This is a genomic window from Mesoterricola sp. JemC181 (assembly GCF_055384585.1).
Genome location: NZ_AP045076.1, coordinates 627,532 through 641,126, shown reverse-complemented (window position 1 = coordinate 641,126; position 13,595 = coordinate 627,532). Strand labels below are relative to the sequence as shown.

The following is a 13,595-nucleotide window of genomic DNA, read 5'->3' as shown; positions in this document are numbered from 1 at the left end:
CCATGAAGGCCGCCCCGCGCCCAGCATTCAGATGTCGGTGTCCCTCAGGTCCGGCAGCTTCTGGGTGAGCGCCTTGATGCCGCTGGACAGCAGGCCGTGCTCGTAGCTGCGGTACTGGCTCCGGAGCGGCGGCCAGGAGGGGTCCAGCCCCCGGCGGGCCACGCTGCCGTCCTGGGCCAGCACCCGGCCCTTGATGGTGTCGTGGATCTGGAGCTCGAGCATCTCGACCACCTGGGCGGCCACCAGGGGGTCGACCAGGGGGAACGCCACCTCCACCCGGTTGTCCAGGTTGCGCTGCATCAGGTCGCCCGAGGCCAGGAGGGTCTCGGAGTCCCCGTTGTTGTGGAAGTGGTAGACCCGGGCGTGCTCCAGGAACCGGTCGATGATCGAGACCGCCCGGATGTTGTCGGAGAGCCCGGGCACCCCGGGCCGCAGGCAGCAGGTGCCCCGCACCAGGAGGTCGATCTGCACGCCGTCCTGGCTGGCCTCGTAGAGCCGCTGGATCATGGGGGGGTCCACCAGGGCGTTCATCTTGAGGACCATCCGCGCGGGGCGTCCGGCGCGGGAATGGTCCCGCTCCCGGTCGATGCGGGCGTAGAGCGCGTTGCGGAAGTACTGGGGGGCCATGATGAGCTTGTGCAGCGCGGGCGGGCGCGTGTAGCCCGTGAGCACGTTGAAGAGGTTGGAGAGGTCCTCGCCGAACTCCTTGCGCGCGGTGAAGATCCCGATGTCGCTGTAGAGGCGCGAGGTGCGCTCGTTGTAGTTCCCGGTGGACAGGTGGCAGTAGCGGCGGATGCCGTCGGGCTCCTGCCGGATGACGAGGCAGGCCTTGCCGTGGGTCTTGTAGGCGATCATCCCGTAGACCACGTGGACGCCGGCCTTCTCCAGGCGCCTCGCCCAGGCGATGTTGCCCTCCTCGTCGAAGCGGGCCCGCAGCTCCACGATGGCCGCCACCTGCTTGCCCCGCTCCGCGGCGCGCTCCAGGGCCGCGGCGATGGGACTGGTGGTGCTGATGCGGTAGAGGGTCATCTTGATGGCCAGCACCTTGGGGTCGTCCGCGGCCTCCCGCACGAAGCGCACCACGCTGTCGTCGAAGCTCTGGTAGGGGTGCATGAGGAGGATGTCGTGCCGGCCGATGGCCTCGAATACGTTGGGCGCCGTCTCCAGCTGCGGCACCGGCAGGGGCGGCATGGGCGCGTCCTTGAGGTGGGGCAGGTCCAGCTGCGCGTAGAGCTGCAGCAGGTCGGAGAAGGCCGCGAAGCCTTCGCTCGGGTAGAGATCCTCGGGGCTGAGCTCCAGCTCCTCGATGAGCATGTCCAGCAGGGTGGAGCTCAGGGCCTCCTCGTACTGGAGGCGGACCACGGCCCCGCGCCGGCGGCTGCGCAGGTGCTCCTCCACGGTCTTCATCAGGTCCTCGTTGGGGTCCTCCTCCACCGGCAGGTCCGAGTCCCGGGTCACCCGCAGGGCGTGGCAGTTGCGGATGGCGTAGCCGTGGAAGATCTGCGCGATGTGCATGCGCACCACGTCCTCGAGCATGAGGAAGGCGTGGGTCCCCGGGGCCGAGGGCACCCGCAGGAACCGGGCCGAGACCGGGGTGGGGATGGGGATGACGGCCAGTTCGGAGACCGGGAAGGCCTCCTCCTCCAGGTATTCCTCCGCCTCCAGCTCGGCCATGAGCACCAGGGCGCGGTTGCCCAGGCGCGGGAAGGGGTGGCCCGTGTCCACGGCCAGGGGCGTGATGAGGGGCAGGAGGTTGTTCTCGAAGTAGTCCTGCACGAAGCGGAGCTGCTCCGGATCCAGCTCGTCGGCCTGGAGGATGAAGATGCCCTCCCGGACCATCTGGGGCTTGATGACGTACTGGAAGAGCTCGTGCTGGCGGTGGGCCAGGTCGTGGATGCGGCGGGAGACCTCCTCCAGCATCTGCCGGGGGGTGCGCCCGTCGGCGCCGGGCTGCGTGATGCCCGCGTCGATCTGCCGCCAGATGCCCGCCACCCGCACCATGAAGAATTCGTCCCAGTTGCTGGAGGTGATGGCCAGGAATTTCACTCTTTCAAGGAGAGGAACCGTCGGGTCCTCCGCCTCTTCCAGGACTCTTTCATTGAACGCCAACCAGCTCAACTCCCGGTTGAGGATGTTTTCCGGTCGGGGCGCATGTCGGCTCATGGGTCAAATTATGCCCGGTCTCGCTCCCGGCGGCTTGTAAATTCCATGGAACGGACGGGGCCTTCCGGCACTTACCGATGGCTCCGGGGGCCGATCCAGGGTAATCTGGCCCTTCGTCCCAATCCGGGGTCCCGTCGGACCCCACCTTCCCAACGAGAGGGCCGTAGACCGGCCAGGTAGGAGGAACCATGACTCAGGAAATCATTCAAGTCGCGCTCCGCGAGAGCATCGGCAAGGCCGCCAGCAAGGGCCTGCGCAAGCAGGGCATGATCCCCGCGGTCATCTACGGCCTCAACGAGCCCCCCGTGGCCATCGCGATCAGCCCCAAGACCGTGGCCCGCATCATCGCCAGCGACACCGGCATGAACTCCCTCATCCACCTCCAGCGCGAGGGCACGGAGATCAAGCGCCACGTCATCATCAAGGACGTTCAGCGCGACCCCGTCACCCGCCGCCTGGTCCACGTGGACCTCATGCGCGTCGACCCCGACCACAAGGTCAAGGTCAAGGTCCGCATCGTCCTCAAGGGCACCCCCATCGGCGTCAAGGAAGGCGGCCTGCTGGACTTCACCCACCGCGAGATCGAGGTGGAGTGCCTGCCCAGCTTCATCCCCGCGCACATCGACGTCAACGTCGACCACCTCAAGGTGGGCGAGTCCCTGCGCCTGGACCAGCTGAACCTGGATTCCCACCTGACCGTGCATGGCGACGCGCACAACGTGATCTGCTGCGTGGTCGGCAAGAAGGCCGAGGAGGAGGTCGCCCCCGAGGCCGCCGCCGCAGCCCCCGCCCCCGCCGCCCCTGCCGCCAAGGCCAAGAAGTAGGGTGTTCGTCCTCGTCCCGCTGGGCAACCCCGGTGCGGCCTACACGGCCACCCGGCACAACCTGGGACGGCTCATGCTCCAGCGCTGGATGGAAGCGCACTGCCCGCACCCCGCGGTCGTGCACACCTTCGGCACTGGAGCATTGTATCGTCTGGGCCACCCCTTCCTGGCCCTGGTGCCCGGCACCTACATGAACCTCAGCGGCCAGGCCTGCGCCGAGGCCGTGAAGGCCGGCTTCGAGCCCGCGCGCATGGTCCTCCTGCACGACGACAAGGACCTCCCCCTGGGCGAGGGCCGGTTCCGCCTCGCCGGCAGCGACGGCGGCCACAACGGCCTGAAATCGGTGTTCAGCCACCTGGGCACCCAGGACGTCGCGCGCCTGCGCCTGGGCATCGGCCCCTTTCCCCGGCCCCTGGTGGACTTCGTCCTGGGGGAGTGGACGGACGAGGAGTGGGCGCTCATCGACCGGATGGACGAACCCTTCGCCGAATTCATGGCGATGCTGGCGGCGGCCGGGGACACCGGGGCCCTGGCCGGGCGCGCCGGATTCAAGGTTTCAGCTTGATAAACATGCCCTTTCCTGAGATGCTGATCTTTCGCGTCCCCACCTGGGGACCTCCTTGCTCCGGTACCATGTCGGGGCTTCACATCCACGAGGAGGAATGATGCGTCGCTATGAGACCATCTTCATCGCCTCCCCTACGTTGACTGACGAACAGGCTGAAGAGCTTGTGAAGCACTTCGAGGGGATCATTGCCGAGCAGAATGGCGAGCTGCTCAAGACCGAAAAGTGGGGCCGCAAGAAGCTGGCCTACGAAGTGCAGAAGTTCAGCGAGGGCTACTACACCCTGTTCGACATGAACGCGGGTCCCACCCTGATCGCCGAACTCGAGCGGCGCTTCCGCAACCACGATTCCGTTATCAAGTACCTGTCCGTCCGCATGGACGAGCAGACCAAGGCCGCGGAGCGCCAGAAGGTGCGCTACGAGCGCGAAGGCCGCCGCAAGGCCCAGGCCGGTATCAAGGAACGTTCCCTTGAAGAGGTGATGGGATGAAGCGTCGCACGGACGGAAAAGGCAAGCCCAAGAAGAAGAAGGTATTTGGCGGTCGGCGCAGCAAGTTCTGCAAGTTCTGCGTCGAGAAGTCCACCTTCATCGACTACAAGGACGTGAAGACCCTCGGCGGCTTCACCCCCGAGCGCGGCAAGGTCCTGCCCCGCCGCACCAGCGGCGTGTGCGCCCTCCACCAGCGCATGCTGGTCGAGGCCATCAAGCGGGCCCGCAACATCGCCCTGCTGCCCTTCGCCACGGACTAGAAGATCCCAACGAAGCCTCCGGGAGCCCCCGGGCGGATCCTTCCGCCCTGGGGCTCCTGGCCGTTTTCCGCTAGAATGGCCGGATGAGCGAAGCCAAACCCCTGCCCAAGCTGCCGGCCCCCCTGCGGGGCGCCAAGGCGTTCAACGCCTGCTGGAAGCCGGTGCTCCTCAACTGGCTCGTGCCGGGCCTGGGCTACTGGCTCATCGGCGAGAAGGGGCGGGCCAAGGCGCTCTTCTCCGTCACCGTCGTCTTCCTCGTCCTGGGCTTCCTGCAGCTGCAGTACGGCGCGGTGGACGGCATCAAGGGCGGCGTCTACGTGCCCCAGCTGGTGCCCCTCCAGTGGATGCCCACCCTGGGCGCGGCGGCCACGGCCGGGGCGGGCCCGGTGTACGCCGTCTTCGGCTTCCTCTTCGGCGGCGTGGGCACGGAGCCCGTGCGCAACCTGGTGCAGGAGTACGGCGCCTCGTACGTCATGGTCACCGGCCTGCTGAACTGGCTGGCCTGCTTCGACATCTTCGACCGCACCACGGGGCGCTGGGTGTGGCGCCTCCCCCAGGACGAGCAGGACGCCCTGGCCGGGAAGGACGCGCCGGACGCCAAGTGACGTCCGGGCTCTTCACCCGCCATTTCGTCCTGGTCTTCGCGATCACGTTCATCACGTTCTTCGCCGCCTTCCAGCTCTTCCCCACCGTGCCCCTGCGGCTCCTCGAGCTGGGGGCGACCATCGCGGAGTCCGGGCGCTTCATGACGGCCTTCACGGCGGGTTCCGCCCTGGGGGCGCTGTTCACGGGACCCTTCGGGGACCGGGTGGGGCAGCGGCGCATGGTCGTGGGCTGCGCCGTGGGCTTCGGGCTGTTCCTGGGCGCCTACGGGCTGCTCCACGCGCGCTGGGCTTTCTACGCCCTGGCGTTCCCCCACGGGGTGGTGTGGTCCGGGCTGCTCACGGCCACCATGGCCACACTGGGGCACGTGCTGCCCGCGGATCGCAGGGCGGACGGCATGTCCCTCTACGGGCTGGCCAGCCCCGGAGGCGTGATCTTCGGCCCCGTGGTGGGGCTGGCGGTCTACGGGCGGCTGGGCTTCCCCGCCATGACGGCGGTCCTGGCGGCGCTCTTCGTGGTGCTGGGCGTGCTGTCCCTCAGCCTGCCCCCGGACCAGGTGCGCCTCGAGCGCCGGCCGGCCTTCCAGTGGCCGGACCGGACCCTGCTGGCTCCCTGCATGGTGTTCTTCGCCACGGCCCTGGGCTACGGCGCCCTGGGCACCTATACGGCCCAGGAGGCCATCAAGCAGGGGTTCCCGCCCCTGTTCGGCGTGCTGCCCACGGATGCCGCCTTCCTCTCCTGCATGGCCGTTGGCATGGTGGTCATGCGCATCTTCATGACCCGCGTCGGATTCGGGAACCACCCCACGCGCCTCCTGCCCGGCATGCTCCTGGCCGCGGGGGCGGGCCTCGCCCTGCTCGCGCTGATGCCCGGAGGCGCCAGCCGGCACGCCCTGTCGGCCCTCCTCTACGGTGGCGGCTACAGCATGGTCCACACGCTCCTCAACGCGCACGTGCTTGAGATCACCCACCCCGACCGCCGGGGCGCGGCGTTCGGCACGACGCTGTTCTCCTTCGATTCGGGCATCGGCATCGGCTCCCTGCTCATCGGCGGCGTCATCGGCTGGGGCTGCCAGCACCTGGGACTCCAGGGCTACCGCCTCGGCTGGGCCGTGGCCGCCCTCTTCGCCCTGGCGGCCCTGCCTCTTTCCCGGCGCCTTTTGCGCGAATCCGCAGCCCTGGCGGGTTAGAATTTCCACAGCTCCAGAGGAAGGCCGTCCATGCCCCGAACCAAGCTCCGGCTCCTGGCCGTCCTCCTCGTGCTGCTCGCGGCCCTGTTCGGGCTCCTGCGCCTGGCCTTCCTGCTGCGCTTCGGGGGAGCGGAAGGCTTCGCCCCGCACGCCCTCTACATCGGCCTGAAGTTCGACGCGCGCCTGGCGGCGATCCTCCTGCTGCCCGCGCTGCTCCTCCTCAAGGGCGGCGACCCCGGGCGCCCGGCCCGCCCCGCCCTGGGGGCCCTGACCCTGGCCGCGGCGCTGTGCGTCTACGCCGGCCTCATCCTGGTGGCCATGGTCGACACCGTGGAGGCCCGGGCCTGGCTCTACGGGTTCCTGGTCCTGGCGAGCCTCCACCACGGCTTCTGCCGCGGCTACGGCTTCGGCATGAGGTCCGCCCGGCGCATCTGGGCCGCCTACGCCCTGGCCGCCCTGGTCGCCGTGCTCCTGGCCTACGTGGTCGATTTCGTGGCGTACGCCTACATCCACACCCGCCTCAACGGCACGCTGGTGATGTTCCTGGAGAACGCCGGCACCAGCCTGCAGATGGTCTGGCAGAGCTACCCCGTGGTCCGCATCGCCCTGGCCCTTGGCGCCTTCATGGCCCTGGCCGCCTGGGGCCTCCGGGCCGTGGCGCGCAGGCTGGAGCTGACGGCCCCCGTCCCCCGCGGACGGAAGGCCCTCCACGCCCTGGCAGCCTTGGGCCTCCTGGCGCTCATGTGGGGCCGCTGGTCGGCGTATCCGCTGCGCTGGGCGGAGGCCTTCGAGCTCCCGGGCGCCTTCCAGGCCCACCTGGCCCTCAACCCCGTGCTGTTCTTCCTGGAGACGCGGCGGGACATGGACGGGGGCTACGACCTGGCGAAGGTTCGGGAGACGGCGCCCGCGATGGCGGCCTACTTCGGAATCCCCGCGGCCGTGGACGCCGAGGGCCTGCCCACCCTGCGCCGGGAAGGCGTCCCGCGGCCCCTCATCGACCCGGCCCTCCGGCCCAACGTGGTCTTCATCCAGCTGGAGAGCTTCGCCTCCTTCAAGACCGGCATCCAGGGCAACCCCCTGGATCCCACGCCGTACTTCGACAAGCTCTGCAGCGAGGGCATCTTCTTCGACCGGTACTACGTCGCCATGGAGAACACCAGCCGCAGCATGTTCGCCACGCTCTTCGGCGTGCCCGACGTGAGCGCGGTGGAGAACGCCACCCGCAACCCGCTCCTCCTCGACCAGGGCACCGTCCTCTCCGGGCTGGACGCGTATTCCAAGACCTTCTTCCTGGGCGGCAGCGCCAACTGGGCGCAGATCCGCGGCGTGCTCAAGAAGAACTTCCCGGGGCTGAAGATCCACGAGGAAGGCTCGTACCGGAGCCCCGTGGTGGACGTGTGGGGCATCAGCGACGCCGACCTCCTGCGGGAGGCCGGCGAGCACCTCCGGGCCCAGCCCGCGCCCTTCTGGAGCTACATCCAGACCTCGGGCAACCATCCGCCCTTCACGATACCCAAGCATCTCAAGGACTTCCGCAAGGCCGAACGGGACGCGGCGAGCCTGGCCAGGGGCGGGTTCACCGGCAACGACGAGTTCAACGCGGTCCGCCTCATGGACTACAGCCTGGAGGCGTTCTTCGAGGGGGCGCGCCGGGAGCCCTGGTTCGCCAACACCGTCTTCGTCCTGTGGGGCGACCACGGCCTGCCCCGGGGCACCGAGGACCCGCGCTTCGACGACGCCTTCCGCAACGACGTCGACAAGCGCTTCGGCGACCTCAAGCTGGCCATCCACAACGTGCCCCTCCTCATCTACGCCCCCGGCCTCCTCAAGCCGCGGCGCGTGCACGCCGTGGCCACCCAGATGGACCTCCTGCCCACCCTGTCGAGCCTGCTGGGCGTGCCGTGGCGCACCGCCACGCTGGGCAAGGACGCCCTGGACCCGGCCTTCCAGGAGCGCTCCGCCGCGTTCGCCTTCACCACGTTCCGCAGGCCCCCCCGCATCGGGCTCCTGCAGGGCGACTGGTACCTCACCGTGGATCCCGGGGGCCGCGCGCAGCTGTTCCGCACCGACCGCAGGGACCCGGAGGACCTTGCGGCCTCCGAGCCGGGGCGCGTCGCGCGCATGCGGGAGCTGGCCGAGGGGTTCCACCAGTGGTCGAAGTTCCTGCTGTCCCACAACAAGCCCCTGAAGGAGCGGCCATGAGGGCCTGGGGACTCCTGCTGGCGCTGGGCGCGACGATCATCGTCGCCACGGGGCTGCCCCTCCGGGTGCGCCTGGACCGGCCGCGCCTGGGCACCCCCCAGGTGCAGGAGCCCGGCACGAAACTGGAGGTGTACCTGCGCACGAGCCTGCCCTGGGCCGCGCCGGCCGCCCGGCTGAGCCTGGAGGACGACGCGGGCGCGGACTTCCCCCTGGCCGCGCCCACCCGGTGGTGGCGGGGCAACATCCTCTGCCTGACGACGCGGATCCCCGACCTGAAGGACGGGCGCTACGCCCTGCGCGTGCGCACCTCCAGCCAGGACCTGCGCCAGCCCGGGGCCGTGTTCGTGCGCAGGACCTGGCCGGCGTCCTTCTTCATCGTCCAGGCCGGGGACTTCCCGCCGCCGGGCAAGGAGGACCTCCTGCCCCAGTTCATCGAGGAGATGAACCTGCTGCAGCCCGCGGCGGTGCTGGGCACCGGGGACATCTCGTACGACGTGCGGGCCGAGTGGTACGCCTTCCTCCTGGAGAACCTCGGCCGCCTCGAGATGCCCTTCCTGGCGGCGCCTGGAAACCACGAGCGCAAGGGCTGGGCCGCCTATCTGAGGGCCTTCGGGCCCGGCCCGCAGCGGGCCGACCTGGGCCCCCTGCGGGTCCTGAGCCTGGATTCCGCCCACGGACGGGACCAGTTCACGCCTTCCGAATTCCACTGGATCAGGAATGAGCTGGAGCACCTCGAAGGGCGCACCCCCGTCATCCAGGTGCACCACCCGGTGATGCCCGCGGGCCCGGCCATCCACGGCGAGGCCGGCGGCAGCGGCGGGTTCCTCAACGGCTACCGCCTGCCCTTCATGGAACTCTGCCGCCTCCACCGCGTGCCCCTGGTGCTCAGCGGGCACTGGCACTCCGACGCCATCTTCGACGAGAAGGGCGCCCTGCGCGACGACCGCGCCGACTTCCCGGGCACCCACTACGCGGTGGTGACCGCCCTGGGCAACGAGCTGAGACAGGTCACCCGCTGGCCGCATCAGTACCACGGCTACCGCATCATCCGCTTCACGGAGGGCCGCCTGGTGAGCGAGACCTACGACCTCGCGGGCACGGGCCGTCCCAACCCCGTCGCCAGCGTGCCCCTGGGCGGGCTCCACGCGCGCGCCCTGCCCGGCGGCGCCGTGGAGGCCCGCAACGACCTCAACGAGTCCTTCGAGAGCGTGCAGGTGACGCTCGAGGGCGCGACCCCCGGCCTGCGGCCCGACCAGGGCGTCCTGGTGGGCGTCCTCCCCGCCGGAAAGGCCTTCAGATACCGGGTCCGCCTTCCGCTTCCGGCGCACAGCGTGCGGACCGTCCGCCTGGAGCGTCCATGATCGCAGCATGGCTGTTCCTCTACCTTGGCGGGCTGGTGCACGGCCTGGCCGTCTATGGCCTGGAATTCCAGGGACCGCGCTTCTGGATCCTGATGATCCCCGTGGTCCTCCTGCCGCTGCCGGTCGTGCTCAAGCGCCACCGGCCCCGCACCTTCGACGCCGTGCCCACCCGGCCCCTGGCGTCCGTTGGCCTCCTGGCAGCCCTCCTGTTCATGCGGGGCCTCAACCTGGAGCACTGGAGCACGCCCGACCTGGTGCCCAGCGGCCTGGTGGCCGTCATGGGGGTCGCCTCCCTGTGGGTGGCCCTGAAGGATCCCCTCCGCGAGGACGGGGCCCTCATCTGGCTGCGCATCGGCGCCTGGCAGCTCATGGGCTTCCTCCACCCCGTCATGCCCCTGGCCGGAGCCAGCCTCTTCGCCTTCCTGGGCGCCTTCGGCTACCTCAAGCCGGTGCCCTTCAAGGCCTGCCAGGCCCCGCCCCCCCGGGCCTTCCTGGCGGCCCTGGCCCTGGGCCTGGTGCTGGCCAAGCCCTGGTGGGACTACTCGGCCAACCCCGGCTGGGCCCCGGATCTGGCCGCCTGGGGCCTGGGCGCGGCCCTCGCCTACCTCCGGCCCCTGCTGCGCCTGGGGTGCCGGATCCCCATGAAGGCCCTCTACGCGGCCCTGGCGCTGCTCTTCGTGGCCTACCAGCCCCAGTGGGGCTGGGCGTGGGGTCTCCTCCTGGGCCTGGCCTGGGGCTGGGTCTGGCAGCGCCTGGAAAGGCCCCTGCCCTTCAGGCGCCTTTCCTATGGCCTCCTGGTGGGCTTCGTGCTCTCCTTCGCCCTCCACGCCAACCTGCAGATCCCCCTTCTGCGCCATTTCATTTGGCTAGGCAATTGATTGCATTCCGAGCCATTTGGCGCGAAAATAAACAGAAAGAGGTTTGACATGGATGGAATCCGCCCTGGCGTGTGCATGATCTGGAAACCCGCGGGGGGAGGCATCTCGGCGCTGGTGACCGTCATTGGCCTCGACCTGGACCACGACAAGGCGCAGGTGCACGTGAAGAGGGCCTCCACCGGAACCTGCAAGGCGCACTGGGTGGACATGGCCGCCCTTTCGGAAGCGGCCGCGGACGCGCGTCCCTGCGGCTGCGCGGAAAAGCCCCACGAGCCCAACGAGAACCACGCGGCCTAGCTGTCCACGTGCCAGGGGCCCCCTACTTGCTCACCTGGAACGCGTCCCAGCTGGCGTAGATCCAGTCCACGATCCGAGGCATCCACGCGTCGAAGTCGTGGGTGCCCGTGGGGTCGAGGGTGACGGGAATCGCGTCGGGGAGCAGCTGCAGGTGCTGGGTGGGGGGCACCAGGGTGTCCTCCTGGCCGTGCAGCACGCGCCACTCCGGGCGGGAGGCGGCGCGCTGGATGGCGTCGGGGGTCAGCTGGGACCAGGGGCTGCAGACCGAGAGGCGCAGGGGGGACGGGGCGAAGGCCGCCAGCAGGCCTCCGAAGCTGAAGCCCACGGTCAGGTGGGGCACCCGCGTGCCCAGGAAGGCATTCATCTCATCCCAGGCCTGCACGAAGACGCGGTCCATGGGCTTGCCCTCGGGGGGCAGGTGGACGGCCTGGAGGGTGGGGCGGAGGAAGACGGCGTTCTCCCAGCCTCCGGCTTGGAGGCGTTCTTCCAGGAGTCTGACGGTTCCGAGACCGCTTCCTCCCAGGCCATGGAGAAGGAGTATGGAGGAAGGTGCCGGCATAGATCTCCATGATGGCACAAAACCGGGGCAGGTGGCCAGCATTGCCGCGCCAGGCCTCGCCGGGCATGGCCGCGCTTTGGTTAAAAGAAGCTCAAGGGAACCCGGAGGTCCCCTTTTGCCCAGACGGCCTTCCGGAACCTATGCGCGGCGGTGGATCTTCGTGCCGTTGTGGCTGGCCTGGTCGCGGCACTTGACGATGATCTGGTCGATGTTCACGTGGTCCGGGAGCGTCAGGGACCAGCGGATGCACTCGGCCACATCGTTGGCATCCAGGGGCTCCACGCCCTTGTAGACCGAGTCGGCCTTCTCGGTGTCCCGCAGGCGCACCAGGGAGAACTCGGTCACGGCCATGCCGGGGTCCACCTCGGTGATGCGGATGGGTTCTCCGCAGAGCTCCAGGCGGAGGGTGCGGGTGAGGGCCTTGAGGGCGTGCTTGGAGGCGCAGTAGGCGCCGCCGCCTTCATAGACCCAGTGGCCGGCGGTGGACCCGACGGTGAAGTAGTGCCCCCAGCCGCTCTTGCGGACATGGGGGAGGGTCGCCTTGAGGGTGCGGATGACGCCTTCCACGTTGGTGTGGAGCATGGCCTGCCAGTCCTCCTCGAGGACGGAGTCCATGCGGTCGGTGCCCCGGGCCAGGCCGGCGTTGGCCACCACCACGTGGAGCCCGCCCAGGGCCTCGGCCGCCTCGGCCACGAAGCGGTCGACGCTGGCGGTGACCCGGGTGTCCAGGGCGCCGGCGAAGGTCCGGACCCCATGCTTGGCGGCCAGTTCCTCGGCCAGGGCGCGAACCTTCTCCACGCGCCGCGCGCCCAGCGCCAGGTTGCAGCCCTGGGCTGCGAGCAGGCGCGCAGTTGCTTCCCCGAACCCGGAGGAGGCGCCGGTGATGAGGGCGATGGGATGGTCAGGACGCATGGCGGTCTCTCCGTGTCTGCAGGGGTAGAACCTAAGGATATCCCCGGGGGCCAGATATTTGGGAACCGGAGACGAAGGTGGCGCACGGGCCCCGAAAAAAAACTCAAAATTCCTGTGGATTCTTGGGGAACTTTTCAGATTCCTGGTTTATTCTCATGGCCTAATCTATTTCTCATCTCCCAACCCGGACCCCGCCGTTCTCGAACGGCTCTGTCCTGGTGCCACGGATCCTCACCTGGGAGGCGCCTGGCGATACCCCTACCCAGGATCATTTTTCTAGGAAGTTGCAATGGCTCAGGGCACCGTCAAGTGGTTCAACGCTGAAAAGGGCTTCGGTTTCATCACCCCCGATGAGGGTGGCGCCGATCTGTTCGTTCACCACACCGCCATCCAGGACCGGGGCTTCCGCACCCTCCAGGAGAACCAGCGTGTGAGCTTCGATGTCGCGCAGGGCCAGAAGGGGCCCCAGGCCACCAACGTCGTCAAGCTGTAGCCCGGACGGCCCCCCAGCGCGGGGGCCGTTTCATGTACGTTCCCTCCCCCGCCGCCGTTGAAAGGGAGCTCCCGCTGGGTTATGATCCCAGGGGTGATCCGCTCTCTGGGCGGGCCATGTTCATGTATCCCCGGGAGTTCCGCTCCCCCCGGCGCCTTGGCCTGGCAAGGACCCTGAATGGAAAACCCCAGGCGAAAAGGGGCAGGCCCCCGCAGGAAAGACACCATGTCCGAAGGCACCGTCAAGTGGTTCAACGCTGAAAAGGGATTCGGCTTCATCACCCCCGATGGGGGTGGCGCCGATCTGTTCGTCCATCATTCCGCGATCCAGGATCGCGGCTTCCGCACCCTCACCGAGAACCAGCGGGTGAGTTTCGAGGTCGCGCAGGGCCAGAAGGGCCCCCAGGCCACCAACGTCGTCAAGCTGTAGGACCGGCCGGAACATCGGGGGGGCGGCTGTGATGGCCGCCCTCTTTTTTTGGCATGAAAGTGACATTATTGAATCCGGCAGTTCGCGCCGATAGTCTTGCCGTGCGGTAGGCCCGCCGAGGAAGGCGATATGTCGTCTGGTTTCGTCAAGAGCTTCAGCGCCCAGAAGGGTTTCGGATTCATCACGCCCGACGAGGGGGGGCCGGACATCTTCGTCCACCACACCTCGGTGCAGGCGGGCGGCTTCAGGACCCTCGACATCAATGCGCGGGTCCAGTTCGAAATCACCCAGGGAGCCCGGGGGCCCCAGGCGATCATGGTGAGCCGGGCCTGAACATTGGACGCCGCCAGCCCCAGCGCGTAGGATACCG

General features: G+C 68.8%; 16 protein-coding genes. 13 read left to right on the top strand and 3 right to left on the bottom strand.

The genetic code is table 11. The features are described 5' to 3' along the window. Window positions 1-27: 27 nt before the first annotated feature. The gene (gene ppk1, locus ACZ5MC_RS02900) at window positions 28-2,163 is read right to left on the bottom strand and encodes a polyphosphate kinase 1 (RefSeq protein WP_306598782.1); all 2,136 of its coding nucleotides are present in this window, start codon (window positions 2,161-2,163) and stop codon (window positions 28-30) included. 188 nt (window positions 2,164-2,351) lie between these two features. Here ppk1 and ACZ5MC_RS02895 point away from each other — a divergent pair, with 188 nt between their 5' ends. From ACZ5MC_RS02895 to ACZ5MC_RS02850, 10 genes are all read left to right on the top strand, one after another. Further along, a complete protein-coding gene (locus tag ACZ5MC_RS02895) occupies window positions 2,352-2,987 on the top strand; it encodes a 50S ribosomal protein L25 (RefSeq protein ID WP_464517005.1) in 636 nt (211 codons plus the stop codon). 1 nt (window position 2,988) lies between these two features. After that, window positions 2,989-3,552: an aminoacyl-tRNA hydrolase gene (gene pth / locus ACZ5MC_RS02890; RefSeq protein ID WP_306598780.1), complete on the top strand. Its 564-nt coding sequence runs from the start codon at window positions 2,989-2,991 to the stop codon at window positions 3,550-3,552. Window positions 3,553-3,652: 100 nt separating this feature from the next. Continuing rightward, window positions 3,653-4,042: a 30S ribosomal protein S6 gene (gene rpsF / locus ACZ5MC_RS02885; protein WP_306598779.1), complete on the top strand. Its 390-nt coding sequence runs from the start codon at window positions 3,653-3,655 to the stop codon at window positions 4,040-4,042. Next, on the top strand, window positions 4,039-4,302 hold the full coding sequence (gene rpsR, locus ACZ5MC_RS02880; protein ID WP_243329043.1) for a 30S ribosomal protein S18: 264 nt from the start codon (window positions 4,039-4,041) through the stop codon (window positions 4,300-4,302). Before rpsF ends, rpsR begins: the two co-directional genes overlap by 4 nt. Window positions 4,303-4,385: 83 nt before the next feature. Further along, on the top strand, window positions 4,386-4,907 hold the full coding sequence (locus ACZ5MC_RS02875) for a DUF6677 family protein (protein ID WP_306598778.1): 522 nt from the start codon (window positions 4,386-4,388) through the stop codon (window positions 4,905-4,907). Further along, window positions 4,904-6,094, top strand: coding sequence for an MFS transporter (locus tag ACZ5MC_RS02870; protein WP_306598777.1), 1,191 nt, complete (start codon window positions 4,904-4,906; stop codon window positions 6,092-6,094). The genes ACZ5MC_RS02875 and ACZ5MC_RS02870 overlap by 4 nt, the downstream gene beginning before the upstream one ends. A 30-nt stretch (window positions 6,095-6,124) precedes the next feature. Next, window positions 6,125-8,296 (top strand): LTA synthase family protein, encoded by a 2,172-nt coding sequence (locus tag ACZ5MC_RS02865; RefSeq protein WP_464517004.1) that lies wholly within the window; start codon window positions 6,125-6,127, stop codon window positions 8,294-8,296. After that, entirely contained in the window at window positions 8,293-9,657 is a 1,365-nt protein-coding gene (locus tag ACZ5MC_RS02860) for a metallophosphoesterase family protein (RefSeq protein ID WP_464517003.1), read from the top strand. Before ACZ5MC_RS02865 ends, ACZ5MC_RS02860 begins: the two co-directional genes overlap by 4 nt. Beyond that, on the top strand, window positions 9,654-10,535 hold the full coding sequence (locus tag ACZ5MC_RS02855) for a hypothetical protein (protein ID WP_464517002.1): 882 nt from the start codon (window positions 9,654-9,656) through the stop codon (window positions 10,533-10,535). Before ACZ5MC_RS02860 ends, ACZ5MC_RS02855 begins: the two co-directional genes overlap by 4 nt. Before the next feature lie 75 nt (window positions 10,536-10,610). Continuing rightward, window positions 10,611-10,832: a hypothetical protein gene (locus tag ACZ5MC_RS02850; protein WP_306598772.1), complete on the top strand. Its 222-nt coding sequence runs from the start codon at window positions 10,611-10,613 to the stop codon at window positions 10,830-10,832. Between the two features lie 22 nt (window positions 10,833-10,854). Here the strand turns inward: ACZ5MC_RS02850 and ACZ5MC_RS02845 are convergent, their stop codons facing one another. Beyond that, a complete protein-coding gene (locus ACZ5MC_RS02845; protein ID WP_306598771.1) occupies window positions 10,855-11,391 on the bottom strand; it encodes a dienelactone hydrolase family protein in 537 nt (178 codons plus the stop codon). Window positions 11,392-11,529: 138 nt separating this feature from the next. Further along, window positions 11,530-12,303, bottom strand: a complete 774-nt coding sequence (locus ACZ5MC_RS02840) for an SDR family NAD(P)-dependent oxidoreductase (RefSeq protein WP_464517001.1) — start codon at window positions 12,301-12,303, stop codon at window positions 11,530-11,532. Between the two features lie 289 nt (window positions 12,304-12,592). Here ACZ5MC_RS02840 and ACZ5MC_RS02835 point away from each other — a divergent pair, with 289 nt between their 5' ends. The 3 genes from ACZ5MC_RS02835 to ACZ5MC_RS02825 all read left to right on the top strand — a co-directional run bounded on the left by ACZ5MC_RS02835 (window position 12,593) and on the right by ACZ5MC_RS02825 (window position 13,558). Then, window positions 12,593-12,796: a cold-shock protein gene (locus ACZ5MC_RS02835; protein WP_306598769.1), complete on the top strand. Its 204-nt coding sequence runs from the start codon at window positions 12,593-12,595 to the stop codon at window positions 12,794-12,796. 225 nt (window positions 12,797-13,021) lie between these two features. After that, a complete protein-coding gene (locus ACZ5MC_RS02830; RefSeq protein WP_306598768.1) occupies window positions 13,022-13,225 on the top strand; it encodes a cold-shock protein in 204 nt (67 codons plus the stop codon). Between the two features lie 129 nt (window positions 13,226-13,354). Then, window positions 13,355-13,558 carry a cold-shock protein gene (locus tag ACZ5MC_RS02825; RefSeq protein ID WP_306598767.1) on the top strand — a complete coding sequence of 68 codons (204 nt, stop codon included), beginning with the start codon at window positions 13,355-13,357 and terminating at the stop codon, window positions 13,556-13,558. Window positions 13,559-13,595: the final 37 nt, after the last annotated feature.